Origin of the sequence: Desulfatibacillum alkenivorans DSM 16219, assembly GCF_900142135.1 — a bacterium.
In the GTDB taxonomy this organism is placed as follows: Bacteria; Desulfobacterota; Desulfobacteria; order Desulfobacterales; family Desulfatibacillaceae; genus Desulfatibacillum; species Desulfatibacillum alkenivorans.
In genome coordinates, this window is the sequence record NZ_FQZU01000004.1 from 24,409 (window position 1) to 47,570 (window position 23,162).

The following is a 23,162-nucleotide window of genomic DNA, read 5'->3' on the forward strand; positions in this document are numbered from 1 at the left end:
TAGGCATGGCGGTACAGAGTCCGATATGAGTTTGATTGATTATCATGTGCACACCTCCTTGTGCAACCACGCCAAAGGGGAAATGGAAGCCTATGTGCAACAAGCGGTCAAGTTGGGGCTTGCGGAGATTTGCTTTCTGGACCACCTGACCCTGAGGCCGGACGGCAGTTTTTTGTCCATGAGCCCAGGGGAGGTTCCTTTGTATCACCGGGCCGTAAAAAGGCTGGCGGCGAAATACGAAGACCGCATCCGGGTCAAGGCGGGCCTGGAAGTGGACTTTGACCTGGAAACCATGGAGCAGGCCATGGAGATCGTGGATTCCCATTCCTTTGACGCCATTGGCGGGTCGGTGCATTTTATCGGGGAATGGAACATGGTTTCCCATAAGGAACGGGATAATTGCCCTTTCCGGGAATGCGAGGACATGTTCGCCGAGTATCTGGATCATCTGGAGACCATGGCCGAGCATTCCTTTTTTGACTTTTTATGCCATCTGGACGTGGTGGGCAAGTTCGGAGACAGCCCCCAAGACCGGATGGAAGGCCGTTGGGACCAGGTGATTGCCGTAATCGCCGGCAAAGGCCTTGCGGTGGAGATCAACACCAGCGGCAAGCGCCACCCCAAAGGGGAGATTTATCCCAGCCTGTGGCTGCTGAAAAAGCTGAACCAGGCGGGAGTCCCCGTCACCCTGGGGAGCGACGCCCATTCCCCCAAGCAGGTGGGCATGGATTTTGACGAGGCCGTTTCCCTGGCCCGGGAAGCGGGATACCATAGTTTGGCGACTTTCTCCCATCGCATTCGGGGAGAAGTCAGCCTGAGCCCTTAACAGGGCTTGATTTTTAAACGGAGGGCGAACCCGGGCGGCTTGCGGCGCCGAGTTCGCCGAAATGTGTTGGGAGCGTGTTTGTGTTAAACCGGTTTGTTGGATTGTTCGCAGCCCTTATTCTGGCTTGTTTGTCCGCAGCCCCGGCAATGGCGTCCGAGCCTGCGCCGCCTCCTTTTGAAGCCTTGAAGAAAAGGTTGATCCGGGACGGCTTCACCGAGGCCCAACTGGATAAAATTTACGGCGCGGAGAACGTAAAGCTGGACTTATCCGTGGCGACGGTGTACTTCCGCCACAATGAATCCAAGCTGAATTACGACCAGTTTTTAAAGGACAAACCCATCGCCGGCGCCCGGGCTTACATGAAGGAGCACCAGGCCGACCTGGACGCGGCGGAAAAATCTTACGGCGTGGACAAGGAGGTCATCACCGCCATTCTGATGGTGGAGACCCGCCTGGGCGGATACGTGGGGACAAAGCCGGTTATCAACACCTTATCCACCCTGGCCGCTTTATCCGAGCAGGAGAAAAAGGATCAATTGTTTGACGCCGTGTCCCAAAAGAAAAAGACGACCAAGAAAAAGGTGGAGTCCTGGGCCGATAGAAAATCCTCCTGGGCTTACAAGGAGTTAAAGGCCTTTCTCAGGCATCTGGACCCGGAGGAAGCCGATCCGGCCAGGATCAAAGGCTCCTTTGCCGGCGCCATGGGGTATTCCCAGTTTATGCCCTCCAATATTTCCGTGCACGGAGCGGACGGAAGCGGAGACGGCAAGGTGGATTTGTTCACCCATTCCGACGCGATAGCCAGCATAGGGAAGTACTTGAAAAACCATGGCTGGAAGCCGGGAATGGATGCCGAGAACATGAAGAAAGTATTATTATCATACAATAATAGCACGTATTACGCCAACACGCTGTTGAGAATACGGGCGGTCCTGAAGGGGGCGTCTTGAATTTTACGATAACTGTCATAAGCCTGGGAACCGTGTTTTTAATTTTAACCTGGCTGGCCATTTTTCATATCATGGCCCGGGATTTCGGCTCTCCGGTCAGGAAGACCGTCTGGGGCCTTGTGGTGGTTGGTCTCCCTTTTTTGGGCGTGCTGTTGTACATAATTTGGGGGCGCAGGCAAGGCGTGCGGCCTTCCTTGGAAGAAATTACGGAATTGGAAGATGGCGTTCAAAAATGATTTGACAAGGCGGCTTCATTTTTGTAATAAGACCATCTTGTCCGCCACTGGCGGGCTGTCAACAAAGAGTGTGGTCCCATCGTCTAGCGGTTTAGGATATCGCCCTCTCACGGCGAAGACAGGGGTTCGATTCCCCTTGGGACTACCACTTCTTTCCTTTTCTGCATTCTTCCAAGACATTTCAAATACAATAAACAGTTCCGCCGGCCTTTTGCGTCCGCCGATGCAAGCCGGAGGATTGGGGTAGTCATGGATACATTTATGGAGATGTTCCGGCATCATCCGGACCCGGCTTTTTTGGCCGATAAATCCGGAAAGATCATCGGCTGGAACGCCCCTGCGGACGAGATGCTCGGTCTGCCTTACAGCCCGGAAAATGTGGATTTGGTCGCAAATAAAGGCGTACACAGGTTTCACCCTTCTTTGAACGAACTGTTCGCCCAATGCATTCAAAGGGGCGCGGGGTCGGAGCAATGGGTGCTGCCTCTGCCCGGAGACATGGGCAAGCCCCATATCCGTTTTATAGTGACCCCCATCCAAAAAAGCACGGGGGTTTCCGGCGCCTGGGCGGTCTGCCCCAGAAGCCATGAAGACCGGGACGGCGTGTGCTTTACGCCGGAAAACCCGGTGGTCCGCATGCTTTCGTTTTTGACCAATATGATCGAAAGCACGGTCAACGGCATTGTGGTTATGGATCCCAGGGGCAAGGTCCTCATGTTCAATAAAAGCATGGAGATCATGACAGGGTTCGCCTCGGAAGACGTGGTGGGCATTCCCGGCGGCGTGGACCTGTTTTACGGCTGGGAAACCGCCAAGCGCAACATGAAGCTCATGCGGAGCAAGCAGTACGGCCGGCCCGGCATTCTGAACATGGTGAAAACCGAACTCAAGGACAAGGACGGCAATCCCTTTCCCGTCACCTTGTCGGCGGGAATCATGTTTGAAGACGGCCACGAAACCGGCAGCGTAGGCATTTTCGGCGATTTGCGGGAAAGCGAGCGCCTTGCCAGGGAGCTGCGCTCCGCCCAGGAAAGGCTGATCCAGGCGGACAGAAACGCGGCCTTGGGCAGGCTGTCCGCCAGCGTGGCCCACGAAATCAACAATCCGCTTTCCGGCATCTTGATGTTTGCGGAAATCATGCAGCGAAGCCTGAAGGACGATCCGGTTTACAGGGACGACCTGAAGGAGATTATCGACCAGACCCTTCGCTGCAAGGCCATTGTCCGCAATTTGCTGGGATTCTCCCGGAAGTCGGATAACGGCAACGAGCCTTTTGACATCCCCGAGGCTTTTCGCCAATGCCTGGACATTGTACTGCCCCAGGCGAAATTTCAGGGCATTGAGGTGAAATGCGACTTTCAGCCCGACATGCCCAAAATGCAGGCCGACCGCGTTCAGATGCAGCAGGTGTTCACCAATTTGGTGCTAAACGCCGCGGACGCCCTGGAAGGCAAAGGCCTGATTTGCATCAAAGCGCGGCACGATTTTGAATCCGGTTATTTTTTTATGGAATTCCGGGATAACGGGCCGGGAGTGGCCCAGGGGGAGCTGGAAAAGATTTTCGAAAGCTTTTATACGACCAAACCCGTGGGATACGGCACGGGCCTCGGCCTGTCCATCACCCAGGACATTATTCACAATCATGGCGGAAGCATTGGCGTGGAAAATCATCCGGAAGGCGGAACCATATTCACCATCCGCCTGCCGGGCCCCAAAATCAAGAAAGAATCATGAGTTTGAAACAATACGTAGTTCTTGTAGTGGACGATGAGAGAGTCGTCCGGGAAGGGTGCCGCAGGATCCTGGAGGCGGAGGGCTACCGGATCCTGATTGCCAAGGATGGGGAGGAGGCCATGGAGATTGTGCAAAGCAATCACGTGGACCTTGTTCTTGCAGACCTGAAAATGCCGGGAATAGGGGGGTTGGAACTGCTCGCATGGATTAAAAGCAATTACCCGGGCCTGCCTGCCATTATCATTACAGGGCACGGCAGCCGGCAGCTTGAATCCCAATGCGAAGACGCAGGAGCATTAGGTTTGATAAGCAAACCATTTATGGCCAGGGAAGTCGTTGACGCGGTAAAAAGCGCCTTGTAACCATGCAAGAAGGCAGCACGTCTAGGAAGGACTGGGATAGATGGAGGAGCAAACCAAGCTGAAAACCGCCTTGATTGTGGACGATGAGCCCGTCGTCCGTTCAGGCATCAGTAGGATTGTCACCCATATGGGCCTCAAGCCCGATGACGCCGCAGATGGCAAGGAAGCCATCTCCAAAATGTCGGATTCCTATTTCGACATTATTTTTCTGGATGTCCGCATGCAGGGCATGGGCGGCATGGAAGTCCTGGGATGGATCAAGGATAACAACATAAGCTCCCTGGTGGTCATGATCACCGGCGTCACCGAGCCGGACATAATCATTCAGGCCATGAAAATGGGGGCCTTTGACTATCTGGCCAAACCCTTTGGCGTGGATGACATAGAAAACATCATCCAAAGGGCCGAAAAAGCCTCCGCCCCTCCGGCGCAAACCATTGGCATTCCCAAAAGCAAGGGGCTGCAGGCGGGGCCGGACAGGATCATGCTGGGCTCCAGCCCGGTCATGCAAAGCCTGTTCACCCGCATGCTTAAGGTGGCGCCCACGGACGGCACGGTGCTTATCACCGGAGAAAGCGGCACCGGCAAGGAGCTGGTCGCCCGGGCCATTCACTATCACAGCCGCCGGCGCGAAAACGAATTCGTGCCTGTGGACTGCTCCGCCCTGGTGGAAAACCTCTTGGAAAGCGAGTTGTTCGGCCACGTTAAAGGCTCGTTCACCGGCGCCCTGCAAAGCAAAAAGGGCCTGTTCGAACTGGCCAACCACGGCACCTTCTTTTTCGACGAAATCTCCAATCTGTCCATGGACATCCAGGCCAAGCTGCTAAGGGTCATCCAGGAGCGGGAATTCACCCAGGTGGGCGGGGCCGTCCGCATCAAAGTGGATTTGCGGATTATGGTGGCCTCCAACCGGGATTTGCGGGCCGCCATCGCTGAAAACAAGTTCAGGGAGGACCTGTTCTACCGCCTGCACGTCATCCCCATCCATCTGCCGCCCTTAAGGGAAAGAGGCAAGGACATCGAGGAACTGGTCAATTATTTTGTGCTTCACATGTCCCGGAAAATCGGCAGGGAAGCTCCCAGGGTCTCCCGCGAGGCCATGGACGTGCTCCTTTCCTACGCCTGGCCGGGCAATGTGCGGGAGTTGGAGAACACCATCGAGCGCACCCTGATCCTGAAGGACGACGCCGTTATCAAGCCCGAGCACCTGCCCCAGGACATCCGCCAGCAGCCGCCCGATCTCCGGTCCTTTTCCGATAAAATGGTCAGCCTCAAGGACCTGGAAAGGGATTACATCCGGTTTGTGCTGTCCCGCACCAACGGGGGCATTCAAAAGGCGGCCGGCATTCTGGGCATCAACCGCAAGACCCTGTCCATGAAAATGAAAAAATACGGATTGTAAACCAGGCAAAGCCATTGGGCGGCCCGGCGCAGCTTGCCGTCCAATGGCGCTGCAGGACCGGTGTTTTCCCCTTGTCGTATCTCTGAAAGAGGTTTAAAATATTCGTAGTTTTCTGCAGTCGAAGCAGAGTTCTTTTGCCGATTTCCCCATGAGAGGCGCCAATGCTGAAAAGAGTTCCCATTGCCGGTCTGCTGGTTTGTTGTCTTGTCCACTTATGTCTCATAACCTCTTCCCGGGCGGAGGAGACGGTCAACAGCATCCTGCCCTTTCCCACCGCCAACAGTCTTTTCGACTCCTGGACTCCCGACGGAAGCACTTTTTACTTTGTGGGCGATTCAGGAACCATCCTCAAATACGATGGGACTAACTACGAGTTCATGGACTCCCCCACGAATTCGCCTTTATTCTGCATCCATGGAACCTCGGAAACGGACATCTGGGCCGCCGGCGGAGACGATTACAACACCAACAACCTGGAAAAAGCCGTTTACCTCCACTACGACGGCTCCACCTGGTCCTCCGTCCCCGCCCCGGTTTATTCAGGATCGGCCACCTATCCGCCGGATGACATCCACGCCATCGCCCCCGACAACGTATGGGCGGCGGACGAACGCTCCGCCTATTTGTACCATTGGGACGGAAATTCCTGGAGCGTGGACTATGTCAGCGGCCTGTATTTGGGTGTCGGCCTGGACTCCATCCATGCCTTTGCGGCGGACGATATCTACGCCGTGGGATGGTACGGGCAGATCATCCATTATGACGGCGGCGCATGGACCATTCAAAAGCAAGAAGGAGAGCCGCCCTTCAATTTCAGCACGAACTTCTTGGACGACGTCTGGGGGCCGGACGCGGACAATGTGTTCGTCTGCGGCAATTACGGCCAGGTGTACAAATTGGACAAGGATGAAGAAAGGTGGATTGAGATATCCAATCCCATAACCTACACCGTGCCCGTTTCCATGCGGAATACGCAATTGACCTCAATAGCCGGAACTTCGGCCAATGATATGTATTTCACATCCGTGGGGGGCGCCGTGTATCATTGGAACGGATCGGGCTTTACGGAAATCTCTCCGTCCGAATACTGGAGGCAGAACGTCATTCGCAAGAAGGCGGACGGCTCCTATCTCATCGCAGGGGATAACGGACGCCTGGAAACCTATAGCCCTGTAACCGGCTGGCATGAGGAATCCCGGATTCCCACGGTCAAAAAGGATTTCACCAAGGTTTCCTGGGGAGAGGATTTATGGTTCGCCCCAGGGTGGATCAATTCCGGGGAAGGGGTGTTTGCCTGGAACAAAGGCTCCATGACCGAGCATCCCCTGCCTATCGGCGAAAATAAGCAGGCCCATGTCACAGGTTTGAAAGCCTTTGCAAAGGACGATGTGTGGGTGGGCCTGCAGCCCATGGACGGCAGCTACTCCTATGGCGCTTTTCATTACGATGGAGAGTCCTGGACCTCCTGGAAACCGAATAATGCCGGCGTTCCATTGGCTATGACCGATGTTCTGCATACGGAGTCCGGGGATACGTTCGCCATTTTGGGAGGGTTGGACGGCGGATTGCCAAGAAAGATCGTCAACGGGGATCAGGTCGACGTCTATAATGACCCGGACTATGACTCGTATTATTGCTTGGCCCAGGGCTCGGACGGTAAAGTCTACGCCGTGGGACAAAACGGAAAAATCATTTCTTATTCAGGCGGCGCTTGGATGGAAGAAGACTCCGGCGTGACCGCCAAACTGGTATCCGTCGCAGCAGGTGCAGGGTGCGTTTACGCCGTGGGAGAATCTTCCGCCATATACAAAGCAGACGGCGGGGCCTGGACTCCGGTGTCCGCTAAGGGGATTAACTCCTACGACACCTATAGCATGGTTTCCTACTTGGGCGCCGGCAAGTTCATTGCCAGCCTCAATACATACAGCGGCTACATAGGCGGGGACCGAGGATATTTGTATCAGTTTGAAAACGGCCAGGCCGTCCTGATCGACGGCTGGATGTCCCAAAATCTATGCGGAGTAGTCGCTACGGATTCCGGCCAATGGTATGCGTCAGGGGATGGTGCGGTAGTCCTTTCCTCAGGAGTGATCCAAAAGGGGGATATTGACATGAACGCCTCCCTGGATGTGGGGGACGCCATTATTTCCCTGCAGTTGCCCGGCATGAGCGCCGGCTCCTTTTCAAGGGCCAGTTGGGCGTTCGAGGCCACGGACCCGGACGGAGACGAAAAAGTCACCGTCAAGGACACCCTGTTTGTGCTTCAACGCATAGCAGGCGTGAGGGAATAATCGGGCGGTCTGCGCCCTTTCTATAAATACGCAAGACGCTGGGTCCCTGTTTCCGGGAGTGGGTCATTATGATTGCAAAACTGCCGCAATCATACCGCCGCATCCCTCCATGGGGATGACAGAGAGCCTTGGCCGTCGTTGTGGGCGGCCCAGGCAAGGCTTTTTTTGCCTGGGTTCGAAAGAACAAAAGGCGCGGCCGGGAAAGAATGCAGAAATTGGGTATGGTTGGCGGGCGCACGGACCTGCTCGAATTCATGCTTTTGTTTGGTTTTGGAAAGGGCGCTCGTCCGCAGAAAATTGGTGATTTCTATCAAACCAAAGGCCGATTACGGAAGTTTTTTCCATAATCGGCCTTTTAAATGTTACAGAGATTGGCCCCGGTTTAGAAATACACTTTCATGCCTGCTCCGATGGAAAAGGAGTTCAATTCCACGTCCTCTTCTCGGTCGCGTCTTCCGGGAGATCTAATGAGAAATTCCTCTTCGTACCAGGTGTATTTGCCGTCAATGTCAAAGGACAGATTGTCCGTCACATCAATTTCCACGCCCAGGTTGGCGTGAAATCCAAGTCCGTCGTCCGGGTCGATGGATGTTCCTTTGGCCAGGTTTCGGGAATAGAAATCGGACATGTCAAAGTCGTTGAAGAAGTAGCTCAGGCCCGCGCCGATGTACGGGCTGAATCCGCCCTCGGAAGGCATGTGAGCCCGAAAGGTGAGCAATAGCGGAACCTGCTCCAGTTCCCCTTGTTCGATCTTTGCTCCCGGAACGTCCAGCTCCATTTCGTATTTGGCGTAGGCCAGGGTCAGTTCCGTGGAAAAATACTGGTTGAAAAAGAAGGTCATGTTGACGCCGGGCATGGCCGCACCATCAAAGGTCTGCTCGGTGTCCACCACGTCGTCTACGTCATAGTTTAAAGTTTTTAAGAAAGAAACTTCCGCGCCGACCCCGAACTTCCAGGCGCGCCCGTCTTCGGCGTAGGCCCCTGCGCTTAAGGAAAAAAAGCAAATGGCGCAAACAGCTATTAAGAGTGTCTTCTTCAAGTTATCCTCCTGTCATTACTTATGCTTGAATTGAATGCAGCGATTGAAGAATATTAAAAACAAAAGCCCCTAAAGAGTCAAGAAATAATGCTTAACGCGCAAGCCCCGGAGCAGGGCGGGGGCCCCGAATGGATTGGGCATACGAAATCAAGTGGATAAAGCATTTGAGGGGGACGGGATCATCCATTTTGATCCAGGCCCGAAACCGGCAAAGCCCTTGACAAAAACAGGGCTAAAATATAGATAAACCCGGATGGATACAGGAAAAAAATGGCCGGTGACTCTGGCCACAGGCTTTTATGTGGGGCTTATTCCAAAAGGCCCCGGCACCTTCGGGACCTTATGGGGAATTCCCCTTGCCTGGATCATGTGGCGGGCCTGGCAATGGCAATGGCTTATAGCGGCGGTCCTGGCGGCCGCGTTTATCGCCGTTTCCGTGTCTATAGCGGATAAAGCCGCCAAAGCCATGGGCGCCAAGGATCCGGGCGCCATCGTGATTGACGAGATCGCGGGATACATGGTGACTCTGTTCGCCGCGCCGTTTTCGTTCAAGGCGGCTGTCGCGGGTTTTATCCTGTTCCGGATATTCGATATTTTCAAGCCGCCTCCGGTCAGCACATTGGACAAAAAATTGACCGGCGGGCTGGGCATTGTTGCGGACGATTTGGCGGCCGGGGTGTACGCTCATATTTTATTAAGGATTTTTCTCCATTATTTTTAATGGATTAGTTGTTTGATTAAGGCCTGTATGACCCGGAAGCTCCGTACATTCATTGCCGTGGAAATCCCCGAAGAGGTGAAGCAGGCCGTAAGCCGGGCTCAGGGAGGGTTCAAGGCTTCGGGGCTTCCTTTTCGCTGGGTCAATCCCAAAGGCATGCACCTGACCCTGAAGTTTTTAGGCGGCGTCCTGCAATCCGATATTGACGGAGTCGTGCAGGTCATGAAAGAATGCACGGCCGGGTTTGCGCCAATGACCTTGACTGCAAAAGGCTTTGGGGCGTTCCCGAATTTTTCAAAAGCCCGGGTTTTCTGGACCGGCCTGGCAGGGGATGCGGCCGGCCTGGGCAGGCTGGCCTCCTGTTTGGAGCAGGGCCTGGAGCCTTTGGGCTTTGAAGCGGAAAACAAACGGTTCAGCGCCCACATCACGCTGGGAAGGGCCAGGGGACGGATCGACCCCAAGGCTCTGCTGCAGGCCGTGGAAAAAGCCGGATCATTTGAAACCCAAAAATTTACTGTGGACCGCATCACTCTGTTTAAGAGCGACTTGCGCCCCACAGGCGCGGTGTATACGGCGCTTGCCCATGCTCCTTTTGGACGAAACGGCTAATGCCGATTAAATAGCTAAAGCGGACAGGGACGGCCCAATTCTCGACTACTGAAAATCTTATCGTTCAAAGGGACGGAGGAAAAATATGGCAATCACTGAGGACAAAACCAAAGCCCTGGATACAGCCATAAGCCAGATTGAACGCCAGTTCGGCAAAGGGTCGGTCATGAAGCTGGGCGACCAGGTCGCCATGAAAGTGCCGGTCATCCCCACGGGATCCATTGCATTGGATCTTGCGTTGGGAATCGGCGGGCTTCCCAGAGGCCGGATTGTGGAAATCTACGGCCCGGAATCTTCCGGTAAAACCACCCTGGCCCTCCATGCCGTGGCCGAGGCCCAGGCAAGGGGCGGCGTGGCCGCCTTTGTAGACGCCGAGCACGCCCTGGACGTGAGCTACGCCAAGAAACTGGGCGTCAATTGCGACGAGCTGCTGGTTTCCCAGCCCGACACGGGCGAGCAGGCCCTGGAAATCGCCGACATGCTGGTGCGCAGCGGCGCCGTGGACATCCTGGTCATCGACTCGGTGGCGGCCCTGACCCCCAAGGCGGAAATCGAAGGCGACATGGGAGACTCCCACATGGGGCTCCAGGCCCGCCTCATGAGCCAGGCTTTGCGCAAGCTCACGGCCACCATCAACAAAACCCGCACATGCCTGATTTTCATCAACCAGATCCGTATGAAAATCGGCGTGATGTTCGGCAACCCGGAAACCACGACAGGCGGCAACGCCCTTAAGTTCTATTCCTCCGTGCGCCTGGACATCCGCAGGATCGGCGCCATCAAGGAAGGAACCGAATCCGTGGGCAACCGGGCCAAGGTGCGCGTGGTCAAAAACAAGATGGCGCCTCCGTTCAGGGAAGCCGAGTTCGACGTCATGTACGGCGAGGGCATTTCCAAGACCGGCGACTTGCTGGACGCGGGCGTCAATCTGGAAATCATCGATAAAAGCGGCGCGTGGTACTCTTTTGACGGAGAACGCATCGGCCAGGGCCGGGAAAACGTAAAGCGCTTTTTCAAGGAAAACCCGGACGTCTACGACAAAGCCTTGAAAATGATCAGAAACAAACTGGGCATCGGCGACGATGCGCCCGAAGAAGCCCCGGAAGCCGCGCCGGAAGAAAATGGCGGCGGCAAAAAGAAAAAATAGCGAAATTGGTGCAGCAATAAATCTGCATTGAAATAGGAAAAACATTAACAACATGCCAGTGTGTGAGCAGCTCCGGTGCAGGCCTTGTCTAAAAAGGCGGCAAGGCCGCGGGTCTGCCGGAGGCGGGAGAAATCATGACCGGTAACGAAGTCCGCTCCGCGTTTTTGGAGTATTTCAAAAAAAATGACCACAGAGTGGTCAAAAGCTCGTCCCTGGTTCCCCAGGACGACCCCACTCTTCTTTTTACCAATGCAGGCATGGTGCAGTTCAAACGCACCTTCCTGGGCGAAGAAAAACGCGACTACACCCGGGCCGCCACATCCCAGAAATGCGTCCGGGCGGGCGGAAAGCACAACGACCTGGAAAACGTGGGCTACACGGCCCGCCATCATACCTTTTTCGAGATGCTGGGCAACTTTTCCTTTGGAGATTACTTCAAGGAACTGGCCGTTGAGCTTTCCTGGGATCTGTTGGTCAACAAGTTCGGCCTGCCCGCGGACAAGCTCTGGGTCTCCATCTACCTGGACGACGATGAGGCCGGGCTTCTCTGGCGCGATAAAATCGGCGTGCCCGAAGAACGCATCGTGCGTTTGGGCGAAAAGGACAACTTCTGGTCCATGGGCGACACCGGCCCCTGCGGTCCGTGCAGCGAAATTCATATCGACCGGGGCGAGGCCTTTGGCTGCGACAGCCCGGATTGCGCGGTGGGCTGCGATTGCGACAGGTACCTGGAAATCTGGAACCTGGTGTTCATGCAGTACAACCGGGACGAAACCGGCAAGATGACTCCCCTGCCCAGGCCGAGCATCGACACCGGCATGGGCCTGGAGCGCATCTGCTCCATCCTGCAAAACGCCGACACCAACTACGGCACCGACCTGTTCACGCCCATTTTCAACCGCATCGGCGAGCTTTCCGGCAAAAAGCTGGGCGACTCCAAAACCGACGACGTATGCATGAAGGTCATCGCCGACCACAGCCGGGCCGCCGCATTTCTCGTTGGCGACGGCATTCTGCCCTCCAACGAAGGCAGGGGCTATGTGCTCAGGCGCATCATGCGCCGGGCCATCCGCTACGGCCGCCAGTTGGGCTTTAACAAGTCCTTCCTGCACGAGACCGTGGCCGCGGTCTGCGACTCCATGGGCGGCGCCTACCCGGATTTGGTGGAAGGCCGGAGCTTTATCACCAACGTCATCGTGAACGAAGAAAGCCGTTTTTCCGAAACCCTGGATAAGGGCCTGAGCGTTCTGAACGACGCCCTGGGCGAGATGGAAGCCAAGGGCGAAAAGGAAATCAGCGGCGAAGTTATATTCAAGCTGTACGACACCTACGGATTTCCCGTGGATATCGTGGAAGACGTGGTTCGGGACAAGGGCATTGTCCTGGATCGGGACGGCTTTCAAACCCGGATGAAGGAGCAAAAGGAAAAATCCCGCTCCACCGTGGCCTTTGAAGGCGCCGGGGAGGCCTTCGCCAGTCTTTCCAGTCAGGGAATCAAATGCGAGTTCCAGGGCTACCACGGAACCTCCGGCTGCTCCAAGGTCATCCTGGTTGTCAAGGACGGCAAGGAAGTCCAGGAAGCCCAGGCCGGCGATGCGGTTTCCGTGGTTACGGAGGCCACGCCTTTTTACGGCGAGTCCGGCGGCCAGATGGGCGACCTTGGCGTGATTATGGCGGACGGCCTGGAAATGGAAGTGGCCAGGACCTTGAAAGACCCCACAGGCCTGATCATCCATGAAGGCAAGGTGGTCAAAGGCAAAATCGCCAAAGGCCAGGACGTGGACCTGAAAGTGGATGAAGCCGCCCGCCAGGCCACGGCCCGGAACCACACAGCCACCCATTTGCTGCACGCAGCCCTGCGCGAGGTGGTGGGGGATCATGTCAAGCAGGCGGGCTCGTTGGTGGGGCCGGAACGTCTGCGTTTCGACTTCACCCATTTCTCTCCGCTGACGCCCGAAGAAACCGCCAAGATCGAAACCCTGGTCAATGAGCGCATTCGCGACAACCTGGACGTCAACACCGTGGAAATGGACGCGGACCAGGCCCGGGAATCCGGCGCCATGGCCCTGTTCGAGGAAAAATACGGAGACACGGTCCGGGTGGTTTCCATGGAAGGTTTCAGCAAGGAGCTTTGCGGCGGCACCCATACCGAGCGTTCCGGCGACGTGGGATTTTTCGTGATCGCGGGAGAGACCAGCGTGGCCGCCGGCGTGCGCCGCATCGAGGCTCTGACCGGCGCGGCCGCCGTGGAATACGTGCACGGCCTGATGAGCCATTTGAACAAGGTTTCGGGCCTGTTAAAGGAAAAGCCGGAAACCCTGCCCGATAAAATCGAAAAGCTCCTGGCCCTGAACAAGCAGCAGGAAAAGGAAATCAACGCCCTGAAAGCCAAGATTGCAGCCAAGGCGTCCGAGAGCGTGGATGACGAAATCCGGGAAGTCCGCGGCGCCAAGATGATCGCCAAAAAGGTGGAAGTGGACTCTCCCGCGGCCATGCGGGACTTGGCCGACAAGTTCAGGGACAAATTGCAGTCAGGCATCGTGGTGCTAGGCAGTGAGGTTAACGGAAAGGCCTTGCTCATTGTCATGGTAACCAAGGACCTGACCAAGCAGTTCCAGGCCGGAAACATCATCAAACATGTCGCCAAGGAAGTTGGAGGGGGAGGCGGAGGCCGGCCGGATATGGCTCAGGCAGGAGGCAGCAAGCCCGAAAATCTCTCCCAGGCCATGGAAAAAGCCTATCAGATCGTAGAGGAGATGTAGCGCCCGCGATCGACCGGAGAGAATTTTGGGAATCGACCCGTTTGAAAAGCGTATACTATTCGTAACAGGCAAGGGGGGAGTCGGCAAAACCACAGTCGCTGCGGCCCTGGCTTATGCAGCCAGGGACCGGGGCATGAACGTCTGTTTGGTGGAGGTCGCTCCCTCGCCTAACATGCGCATGATCTTCGAGCGGGAGATTCCCGTTTATAAGGAAGTCGAGGTGGACCGCGACCTTACGGTCCTCAGCATCGAACCTTTCCGGGCCTTGCATGAGTACGTGGGCCTGCAACTGAAGATCGGCGGCGCCGCCCGATTGATCCTGAACAACCGGCTGCTCAATTACTTCCTCAACACCGCTCCCGGCTGGCGCGAACTCATTACCGTAGGAAAAATCTGGCACTTGTACGACATGAAGGTCAAGTGGTCCAACAGGCCGCGTTTCGACCTGATTGTGGTGGACTCCCCGGCCACTGGCCACGGCCTGAGCTTTTTAAAGGCGCCCTCCGTGTTCATGAACATCATCAAGATGGGCAGGATGCAGGGCCAGACCGACGACGTCCAGAACATGCTCACGGATCCGAAGATTTCGTTGTTGAACGTGGTCACTTTGCCCGAGGAAATGCCGGTCAACGAGTCCATAACCTTGCTGAAGACCGCCAAGGAGGAACTGGGGATTCCCACCGGGATCACCTTTGTGAACAGCGTGTATCCGCCCTTGTTCGACGAAGAATCGCAAGCCTCCTATGATGAACTGCAAAAGGACGGCAAGGCCATGGAGCGGCTGAAGGAGGTCTTTCCCGACCGGGCGAAAGGCCTTTTGACAGCTTTGGAAAGCAGGCAGGCGCGGGTGGATCAAAGCGAATTTTATAAAAACATGGTGCTGGACAAAATCGGGCCTCCCATCGTCTCCATCCCCCATCTTTTTCCCGGAAGGGTGGATAAGGAAGGCGTGCAAAAGGTGGCGGAGATCATCAATCGCAGCATAAAGGAGGGCGTCTGATGCAGCTTTCCGACCTGGTCGCCGAAAAACACATCCTGGTTTGCTGCGGCTCCGGCGGCGTGGGCAAAACCACTATCAGCGCCTCTTTGGCCCTGTCCGCCGCTATGGCCGGACGCAAGGTTCTGGTCTGCACCATCGACCCGGCCAAAAGACTGGCGGACTCCCTGGGCTTGAAAGAACTGGGCAACGAAGAAGCGCGCATACCGGACGAAGCCTTTGACAAGGCGGGCGTCAAACCCAAAGGAGAGCTTTGGGGCATGATGCTGGACTCCAAGCGCACCTTTGACGATCTCATTGAACGCATTTCGCCCAATGAGGAAACCAGCCGCAAAATTCTGGAAAACGGATTCTATCAAAACATAACCACCGCCCTGGCCGGCAGCCAGGAGTTTTCCGCCATGGAAAAACTGTATGAGCTCGCCGCCAGCGGAAAATACGATTTGATCGTCCTGGACACGCCGCCTTCGCGCCACGCCCTGGATTTTTTGGACGCGCCCAATAAAATGACGGCCTTTTTGGACGCCAAGGTCATCCAATGGGTGCTTAAACCCTATCTCACGGCCGGCAAGATGGGGTTCAAATTCGTCAACCGCACGGCCAAGGCCATGTTTTCCATTTTGGAAAAGGCCACGGGCAAGGAGACCCTCGCCGACATTGCGGATTTTTTTCTGGTGTTCGAAGGCCTGTACGACGGCTTCAAAGCCCGGGCCGCCAGGGTGCGGGAGCTGATGGAAGAGGACGGGACCGCCTTCTTACTGGTCACGTCTCCTCAATCCGGGTCTTTAAGCGAGGCGGATTTTTTTGTGGAGAGGATCGAACAGGACGGCATGGCCCTGGGCGGAGTGATTTTCAACCGCGTGCATACGCCTCCCACGGACCTGACTTCCAGGGAGGCGGCGGCCCTGGGCGAAAAAGCGGCTTCTTCGCTTAAAAAATACCAGCCGGCCGTGGAAGCCCTGGTCGCCAACCTGCGTTTGTTCATCCTGCTGGCCGAGGCGGACAAACGCGCCATAGATTCTTTTTTAACGCGCCTTCAAAAGGGCGTGGGAAGCGTCCGCGTGCCTTATTTACTGCATGACGTGCATGACATCGCCACGTTGTTGGATGTGGCCTCCTATCTTAAATTGCGGGTGTTAAGAGTGTAATTCGCCTGGAGGACGGGGGGCGATCTTGGCAGGTGACCCATGGATTTGGAACGTCATTCAGTTCTCCTTGTTGTCTTTTCTGCAATCTTGGGCGTCATAAGCATTGCAGCCTTGGACGGGTATTATCTCGCCCTCAGCCTTTTTCTGATTTGCTTAATAGCCGCCGTCTCCCTGCATCTCCGCCAAAGAATTCTTTATCATTATTGGGAAATTATTGACGCTTTAGAAAGCTTGGCCAATGGAAGCCATGAGCGCCGCCTGGACCCTGACGCGGGGCCGGGGCCTTGGACAAGGCTGGCTGGCGAGTTTAACAAGGTTTTGGACTCTTTGGCTGTCTCAAAGGAGCTGGACGCCGGACGCCTTGCCGACGCGGAATCCAAAATGCAGCAGAAGACCCGGGAGTTGCTGGGCAAAACCGCCCAACTGGAAAAAACGCTTCTTTTGCAGCAAGAGGAAATCAACCGCTATACAACTAAGATCAAAGAACTGCAGGCGAGCGAAGAGCGGTTCAGGCGCATGACTCAATCGGCGCCCATAGGCATCTTTCTAGTCAATGAGCATGGGGTGACAACCTATGTCAATCCCGCCCTTAAAAGCATTTTTGAGCTGGAAGGGGACTGGGACCTGGAAAGAAGCCAGCAAGGCGCCTTGCCCCCCCTGGAGGCCATCTCCACCGTGGAAAGCTGGCTTCAAGGCGTTTTGGAGGGGGAAGAGTATTCCCACGAAACCCAGATCTGGACCAACCGGGGCGCCATGCGCTGGATCAGCTTCGGCGCAACCCGCATTTTGGATCAGGCAGGCAATGTGCTTGGCTACGTGGGCGCCGTCGAGGATATCACCGCGCTTAAGCTGACGGAGCAGGCCCTGCGGGAAAGCGAATTGCGCTACCGGGAGGTGGTGGAAAACGCCAATGAAGGCATTGTGGTGGTCCAGAACAACTATCCCGCCTTTTGGAACAAACAGGTGAGCGAATTATACGGCTACTCCCGGGAGGAGTTCAAAGGGTGGGATTTCGACTCCCATATCCATCCGGACGACCGCCGCAAGGTGCTGCAAAAGCAGCATGAGTTGGTGGAAAGCGGAAAAAGGACTGCAGTCCAGGCCTTCCGCATCATCTCCCGGGATGGAAATGAGCGCTGGGTGGAGCAAAGCAGCATAAAAATAATTTGGGACTCGGCCCCCGCTTTGCTGTGCTTCCAGAGCGACGTTTCGGAGCGGAAAAAAGCGGAAGAGGCCTTGCAGCGCGCCCACGACGCTTTGGAGATGGAGGTCGCCGGCCGTACAAGCGAGTTGTTGGCCGCAAACTATAAGCTGACGAACGAAATTGAAGAGCGAAAACGCGGGGAAGCCGCTCTGCTGGAGCACGAAAAATTGCTGCGCGCCACCATTGAGTCCACGGCGGACGGCATACTGGTTGTGGACGAAAACGGCCGAATAACCCATTTCAACAACTTGTTTAAAAAAATATTCCGGATTCCTATTTCTTTGATGGCCGCCAGGGACAACGCAAAGATTCTGGATCATATGGCGGGCCAGATAGAAAACTCCCATAACTTTAAACAGACCGTTTATGAGACGTTTAAAACCGCCCAAACCACCCACGGCGCCCTGGTGCTTAAAGACGGCCGGGTGATCGAGGAGTACTCCAGCCCGCTTTCCAGGCATAAGCCGGACGGCGGCAGGGTGTGGAGCTTCCGGGACGTCACCGCCACCAAGGAGTTGGAAAGCCAGCTGATCCGCTCCGAAAGGCTGGCCGCAACCGGGCAGTTGGCCGCCTCGGTCGCCCATGAAATCAATTCCCCTTTGCAGGCCATCACCATGATGCTGGGCGCCATAAAACGCGAGTATGCGGATGACCGTGAGTTGTGCAGCCGGATAGATCTGTTAAAAGGGGCGTTTTTAAATATTCGGGACACGGTGAAAAACCTCCTGGACCTGAACAGACCGGGCAAGGAAAAACGCCAAAAAACCAATATCAATCGGATTATTGAGGGTTCCGTAGGCCTGGGGGCCAGCTACCTCAAGAAGAGCCGTGTGGAGGTGATCCTGGATCTGGATGAAAGCATCCCGGACATCCTGGCCTCGCCCCAGCAGATGAGCCAGGTGGTGCTCAACCTGGTGAACAATGCCGTGGAGGCCGTCTCGGCGAATGCCGATGATGCTGGGCCGGGCTTAAAAGGCTGCATTGTCGTCAAGACGCTGCGGAGGAACTCCAGCCTTGTCATGCAAGTCATGGATGACGGGCCGGGCATCGCCCCGGAAGATTTGAACAATGTGTTCGATCCGTTTTACACCAGAAAGAAAAAAATGGGCATGGGAGTGGGGCTGTCCATCTGCCTGGGCATTATTGAGGAGCACAGGGGCTCCATTTCCGTGGCGAACAATGCTGAGGGAGGCGCAATTTTTACCATTACCCTGCCTATAGAAGACCCGCAGAGTCAGAATCCGGCGCCCTATCCTTTGTAAAACAGTTAAGGGCAGGCGGGAAGGTAGATGGCAGGGTGGCCCAGGCAAGGCTTTTTTTTTGCCTGGGTCCGAAGGACAAAAGGCGCGGCCGCAAGAGAATGTAAAAATTGGGTGCGGTCGGCGGGCGTACGGATCTGCTTAAATGCATGCTTTTATCGGGTTTTGGAAAGGGCGCTCGTCCGCAGGAGTTTGGACGCGCCATGGTGCAAATCTTTAATCGTGCAGTTAACGCATCATAGGAGGCATGCTACGGGCAGGCGGGAAGGTAGATGACCACGCTTACGCCTCCTGCGTTGCGGGGTTTGACGGTAATGAAGCCGTCGTGCTTCTTGACCACGGAATAGGCGATGGAAAGGCCAAGGCCCATGCCTTTTTGCTGACCGCGGTCTTTGGTGGAGAAATAAGGGTCGAAGATTTTCTCCAGGTTTTCCGGGTGAATTCCAACGCCCTGGTCCGAAATCGCGATCTTGATGTATTGTCCCTGGGGTAGTGGAACCTCTTCCTGATCCTTTTGGAGCGTCACCGTGGCGTTCTTGGCGCTGACGAAAATCTCGCCGCCCTTTGGCATGGCCTCCTTGGCGTTGGTCAGAATGCTCATAAAAACCTGCCGCATTTGCCCTTCATCCACCATGGCGTCCCAAAGATCTTCGCTGTAGTTGCGCAGGAACTCCAGGCGGGACCCCATAAGCGCGAAGCTCATGGTATCCTGGGTGGACTCCATGATGGCGTCTTCGATGAGTTGGGTGACGGCGGTCCTTCTTCGGACGGGGGAGCCTCCCTGGGAAAACGTGATGAACTTGTTGGTCAGCCTGAAGGCCCGCACCGCAGCGTCCTTGGCCGCCAGCAGAGCCTGCTTGGAGGAGCCGTCAAGCCCTCCGCTCAACTGGGTCAGCTCCATATTCCCGATGATGACCGTAAGCAGGTTGTTAAAGTCGTGGGCAATGCCGCCGGCCAAAATTCCTGTGGCGTCCAGCTTCCGCGTCCGGACCAGTTCCTCTTCCATCTGCTTTTTATGGGTGACGTCTTCAATTCCGCAAACCACCTTTTCATTGCGCCCCAACTCATCGGTAAGAGCCGAAAAATTGACGTTTGCGTCAAGGAACCTGCCATCCTGCTTCACAAACAGGAGCTCCACCCCGGAGGTGTGTCCGCATTTTATGGTTTGGTGCAGGGCTTCCTTGAGAGCGGTTGCGCTTCCATGTTGGGTGAAATCCAAAAGGTTGCAATCCAGGACATCCTGGGGCGAATAGCCTAAATAGGGCGCAATTTTCTGGTTGCAGTCCAGGATCTTTCCTTGAGAGTCCAGCAGAACGATAAGCGTAGGCGCGTTTTCAAAGGTTTGCCTGTATTTCCGTTCGCTGTCCGCCAGGGCGGCCTCGGCCAGTTTGCGTTTTTCCTCCGCTTCCATTTCCTTGGTTACTTCCGTAAGACCGCCTATGGAAATGCACATGAAATCGTCCGGGTAGCATTCTATAACCGCCTGATCTTTAAGCCAAACAGTGCTTCCGCCCGGAGGCGCGACCTTAAAGACCGATTCGGTCTGCCCGGTCAGTTTTCCTTCCTCCCGAATCCTGTTTCGAGCCCCCAAAAGCTCCAGGCGGCTGATGGTTTGGTTGTTGAACGTGGAGCTGTATAGCCTCCGGTCAATGATGCTTTCCGGGAAAACTTTGGATAACTCATGGGGCTTGCAGGACATGATATCGCAAAAACGGGGGGAGGCGAATTCATACCATACCTTGCCGTCAGACTCGCTCCAGGCCGCGATATAAGGGATCATCAGGGCGCCAATGGATTCCAGAGACTGAAAGACTTGTATGCAGGCGGCGACGCGTTCTTTTAATGCGCGAGATGCGTCCATATTCAGGATGCGGCCTATATATGCGGCATCCAGCGGCTTATCCATGTTTGGGTGCTTCCGTGAAACTGCACTAAGGGGTTTGTTTAATCGAATTCATATAGATGATCGTTAAACCAGAAAATACTCTACTGCACGGGGTGTAGTCAAACGATTCTTTTCGGGTTTTCTTATCTGGCCGAATTCTTGCAACATAATGCGTGAGCGCAAAGTCCTCCACCGATTGGGAGGATGACCAATAGCGATTATTTGAACCGTTTGGAGTTTTTTCGGATGCCTTCTGCCAACAAAGTCACTGAACTGCGCCGCGTCTATGATTTGAAAATCACTCTCATGGGGGCGGATCCCCCTATTTGGCGGCGGTTGCAGGTTACCAGCGACACCACTTTAAACAAATTGCATCAGATTGTTTTATCCATCATGGGCTGGTCCGGAACCCACCAGCATCGTTTTTCCATTGGAGGCAAAATTTACGGCATTCCGGCCCCGGATAATGACGCCGGCATGATTGGAGAGCAGGACGTGCGTTTATCTCACGTCGCCGCCAGACCCGGCAAGCGTTTTGTCTATGAATACGACCCGGGAGACAACTGGCGCCTGGAGGTGCTGGTGGAGGAAATCAGCGCCCTGGAGCATGAAACCCGCTATCCTCTGTGCACGGCCGGCGAGCGGGCCAATCCTCCCGAAAACATTGGCGGGATATTCAGGTATTTCGACCTATTGGAAGCGCTTCGGGACGAAAGGCATCCCGCCCATGAGGTTATGGTGCAATGGGTCGGCAGGGATTTTGATCCCGGTTTTTTCAACCTGGAGGCCGCCAACGCCCGTTTGGCGCGAATCGCCTGAAAAATAAAGGCCGGCCTCGAAAAAAGGCCGGCCTTACGCATTGGCGCTTTGGGCTTAGAACTTGAGAGACCGGATAAAGCATCCGGAATCGTCGTCATCGCCTCCGGTGGACTTGGGATCTTCCGGAGCAGTCATGGCGTATCCGCCCGGGTCCACAATGGTCCCGTTGGCGGCCCCGTCCGTATCTCCAATTCCTCCGTCCGTCAAAGTCAGGATAATGGTGTTGTCGTCCACGATGGTGATTCTATCCGTGGGGAATGCATAAAAGTCGCCTGCAGCGTCAAGTTTGTAATAGACGGCGTCGGACTGCCTGGGCGTGGGGAAGGTGATGGTTACATCCACGTCCGACCCGGCTGCAACTCCTTCTACGGTCACGCCGATCAAGCCGTCCACAAAGGGCAGGGAGGGGGCGTTGCCTGCATTGGGAAAGTCGGTTTTTTCATGCGCCGTCATATCCGCAATGGTTCCAATGCTGCTGGACGCGCTTAAGCTTCCTGTTCCGGTGGCTGCGTTGATTTGGTTGCTGCCTTCCCAGATGGTGGGCGGACAGAAGGCAATGCTGCCGGGGTTCAGGTTGGTGTCCACCTGGTCCTCCACGGAATCGTCGGCGGGGTCAATAATGAATACGGTGTGATCCGTCCCGCCCGAAGAGAGCCAAACCAGTCCGTTTTCATCCATGGCGGCGCCGGTTTCGTTTCCGGCCAGGGACTTCCCTTCCAGCCCTGTCACCACGTCGCCCACTGCTCCGGTGGTGGGGTTGAAGGCCTGAAACACATTGTCCCCCCAGCCTTTGTATCCCACAAAATAGCCTTTTTCCGGACTTATAACGGCCAGGCCGGAAAAGGCGCCGTAAGGATGGCTGCCGTCCGGGCCGTCGGGACCGTCGTCGATAAGTTTGGTTACGGTGTAGGCGTCAGGGGCCAGAGCGAAAATTCCCCCTGCATACAGCATGGGGCTGTCGGCGCTGGAGCCGGGGTACTTTCCGGTAGCGGCGATGTAGATAGTGTCGTTTTCGGGCAGGTATTGAATTACCTGGGGATTGGCGCCATTCAGGACAATGCCATTGGGCGTCAAAGGGTCGCCGTTGGTGTCGATTTCCTGGTCTGTGGCCGTGTCGATTACGGCGACGTAGGAGGCGCTGTAGGGATCCCAACCGCTGTTGCGATCCAATTGTTGCAGGAGCAAAAACAGCTTGCCGTCCACAATCACGCCGGCGTGCATTTCGGGAATGCCGTCGCCGTCATCATAGGCGGAGAGGTCGATTTCTCCCGTTTTAGCGCCGGTCTGGGGATTGATGATCCAGCATTTGTCCGTTTCATACATGGGCATGTAGGCTTTTCCCGCGTTCAGGAAAATCATGTCGTGGGGGTTGCCGCTGGCAAGCCCGCCGGGCAGAACCGAAACCTGGTAGATGGGATCCTCAGGGGCGTCAACAGCGAACTTGGTCAGGCTGTCCGTGTAGTATCGGCCGATAAGATAAAAATACTGCCCGTAAGAGCGTATGATCCAATCGCTGGTGTCGGTGGGAAACAAGTCCACGTCCGCGTCTCTGGCGCCCAGTGCCGGATTGACGTCAATGACGGCGTGAGCAGCGCTGTCCCAGGTGGAAGCCGTGGTCTGGACCACCGCCTGTTGGCCGGCGGCATAGGCCTGTCCAGCGGCCAATAGCATTAAAACAAAGAACAAACCATGAAACTTGGATAAAAATTTTTCCATAATACCCTTCCCCTCATATTTGGTAGGCCTATGGGGCCTGTTAGCGTCACCGCTCCTC

At 55.6% G+C, this 23,162-nt stretch carries 19 protein-coding genes and 1 tRNA gene; 17 read left to right on the forward strand and 3 right to left on the reverse strand.

Going from position 1 to position 23,162, the window contains the following annotated elements:
- Positions 1-25 precede the first annotated feature (25 nt).
- From BUE18_RS04890 to BUE18_RS27425, 9 genes are all read left to right on the forward strand, one after another.
- A complete protein-coding gene (locus tag BUE18_RS04890) occupies positions 26-826 on the forward strand; it encodes a histidinol-phosphatase (protein ID WP_073473523.1) in 801 nt (266 codons plus the stop codon).
- A gap of 80 nt (positions 827-906) precedes the next feature.
- Positions 907-1,776, forward strand: coding sequence for a lytic murein transglycosylase (locus tag BUE18_RS04895; RefSeq protein WP_083610779.1), 870 nt, complete (start codon positions 907-909; stop codon positions 1,774-1,776).
- Complete coding sequence (locus tag BUE18_RS04900) at positions 1,773-2,012, forward strand: PLD nuclease N-terminal domain-containing protein (RefSeq protein ID WP_073473527.1); 240 nt, start codon at positions 1,773-1,775, stop codon at positions 2,010-2,012. Before BUE18_RS04895 ends, BUE18_RS04900 begins: the two co-directional genes overlap by 4 nt.
- Positions 2,013-2,084: 72 nt before the next feature.
- Positions 2,085-2,160 (forward strand) — tRNA-Glu (locus BUE18_RS04905).
- Positions 2,161-2,261: 101 nt separating this feature from the next.
- Positions 2,262-3,746 carry a PAS domain-containing sensor histidine kinase gene (locus BUE18_RS04910; RefSeq protein WP_073473529.1) on the forward strand — a complete coding sequence of 495 codons (1,485 nt, stop codon included), beginning with the start codon at positions 2,262-2,264 and terminating at the stop codon, positions 3,744-3,746.
- Complete coding sequence (locus BUE18_RS04915) at positions 3,743-4,108, forward strand: response regulator (RefSeq protein ID WP_073473531.1); 366 nt, start codon at positions 3,743-3,745, stop codon at positions 4,106-4,108. Before BUE18_RS04910 ends, BUE18_RS04915 begins: the two co-directional genes overlap by 4 nt.
- A gap of 40 nt (positions 4,109-4,148) precedes the next feature.
- Positions 4,149-5,510 carry a sigma-54-dependent transcriptional regulator gene (locus tag BUE18_RS04920; RefSeq protein WP_073473532.1) on the forward strand — a complete coding sequence of 454 codons (1,362 nt, stop codon included), beginning with the start codon at positions 4,149-4,151 and terminating at the stop codon, positions 5,508-5,510.
- A 161-nt stretch (positions 5,511-5,671) separates the two neighbouring features.
- Entirely contained in the window at positions 5,672-7,801 is a 2,130-nt protein-coding gene (locus BUE18_RS04925) for a hypothetical protein (protein WP_073473534.1), read from the forward strand.
- 128 nt (positions 7,802-7,929) lie between these two features.
- Positions 7,930-8,148 (forward strand): hypothetical protein, encoded by a 219-nt coding sequence (locus BUE18_RS27425; RefSeq protein ID WP_139264612.1) that lies wholly within the window; start codon positions 7,930-7,932, stop codon positions 8,146-8,148.
- A 35-nt stretch (positions 8,149-8,183) separates the two neighbouring features.
- Here BUE18_RS27425 and BUE18_RS04935 read toward each other — a convergent pair whose 3' ends face one another.
- Positions 8,184-8,840 (reverse strand): OmpW/AlkL family protein, encoded by a 657-nt coding sequence (locus BUE18_RS04935; protein ID WP_073473538.1) that lies wholly within the window; start codon positions 8,838-8,840, stop codon positions 8,184-8,186.
- 253 nt (positions 8,841-9,093) lie between these two features.
- Between BUE18_RS04935 and BUE18_RS04940 the strand changes: the two genes are divergently transcribed.
- The 7 genes from BUE18_RS04940 to BUE18_RS04970 all read left to right on the forward strand — a co-directional run bounded on the left by BUE18_RS04940 (position 9,094) and on the right by BUE18_RS04970 (position 18,687).
- Complete coding sequence (locus BUE18_RS04940; protein ID WP_073473540.1) at positions 9,094-9,561, forward strand: phosphatidylglycerophosphatase A family protein; 468 nt, start codon at positions 9,094-9,096, stop codon at positions 9,559-9,561.
- 12 nt (positions 9,562-9,573) lie between these two features.
- Entirely contained in the window at positions 9,574-10,167 is a 594-nt protein-coding gene (gene thpR / locus BUE18_RS04945; RefSeq protein ID WP_139264613.1) for an RNA 2',3'-cyclic phosphodiesterase, read from the forward strand.
- Positions 10,168-10,252: 85 nt separating this feature from the next.
- A complete protein-coding gene (recA, locus tag BUE18_RS04950; protein ID WP_073473543.1) occupies positions 10,253-11,314 on the forward strand; it encodes a recombinase RecA in 1,062 nt (353 codons plus the stop codon).
- A gap of 134 nt (positions 11,315-11,448) precedes the next feature.
- Entirely contained in the window at positions 11,449-14,076 is a 2,628-nt protein-coding gene (gene alaS / locus BUE18_RS04955) for an alanine--tRNA ligase (protein ID WP_073473545.1), read from the forward strand.
- A gap of 25 nt (positions 14,077-14,101) precedes the next feature.
- On the forward strand, positions 14,102-15,076 hold the full coding sequence (locus BUE18_RS04960) for an ArsA family ATPase (RefSeq protein ID WP_073473547.1): 975 nt from the start codon (positions 14,102-14,104) through the stop codon (positions 15,074-15,076).
- Entirely contained in the window at positions 15,076-16,221 is a 1,146-nt protein-coding gene (locus tag BUE18_RS04965) for an ArsA family ATPase (RefSeq protein WP_073473549.1), read from the forward strand. The genes BUE18_RS04960 and BUE18_RS04965 overlap by 1 nt, the downstream gene beginning before the upstream one ends.
- A 39-nt stretch (positions 16,222-16,260) precedes the next feature.
- Positions 16,261-18,687: a PAS domain-containing sensor histidine kinase gene (locus tag BUE18_RS04970; RefSeq protein WP_073473551.1), complete on the forward strand. Its 2,427-nt coding sequence runs from the start codon at positions 16,261-16,263 to the stop codon at positions 18,685-18,687.
- A 247-nt stretch (positions 18,688-18,934) separates the two neighbouring features.
- Here the strand turns inward: BUE18_RS04970 and BUE18_RS04975 are convergent, their stop codons facing one another.
- Positions 18,935-20,590 (reverse strand): two-component system sensor histidine kinase NtrB, encoded by a 1,656-nt coding sequence (locus BUE18_RS04975; RefSeq protein WP_073473553.1) that lies wholly within the window; start codon positions 20,588-20,590, stop codon positions 18,935-18,937.
- 225 nt (positions 20,591-20,815) lie between these two features.
- Between BUE18_RS04975 and BUE18_RS04980 the strand changes: the two genes are divergently transcribed.
- Positions 20,816-21,388, forward strand: a complete 573-nt coding sequence (locus BUE18_RS04980; RefSeq protein WP_073473869.1) for a plasmid pRiA4b ORF-3 family protein — start codon at positions 20,816-20,818, stop codon at positions 21,386-21,388.
- 54 nt (positions 21,389-21,442) lie between these two features.
- Here BUE18_RS04980 and BUE18_RS04985 read toward each other — a convergent pair whose 3' ends face one another.
- A complete protein-coding gene (locus BUE18_RS04985) occupies positions 21,443-23,104 on the reverse strand; it encodes a choice-of-anchor U domain-containing protein (protein ID WP_073473555.1) in 1,662 nt (553 codons plus the stop codon).
- Positions 23,105-23,162: the final 58 nt, after the last annotated feature.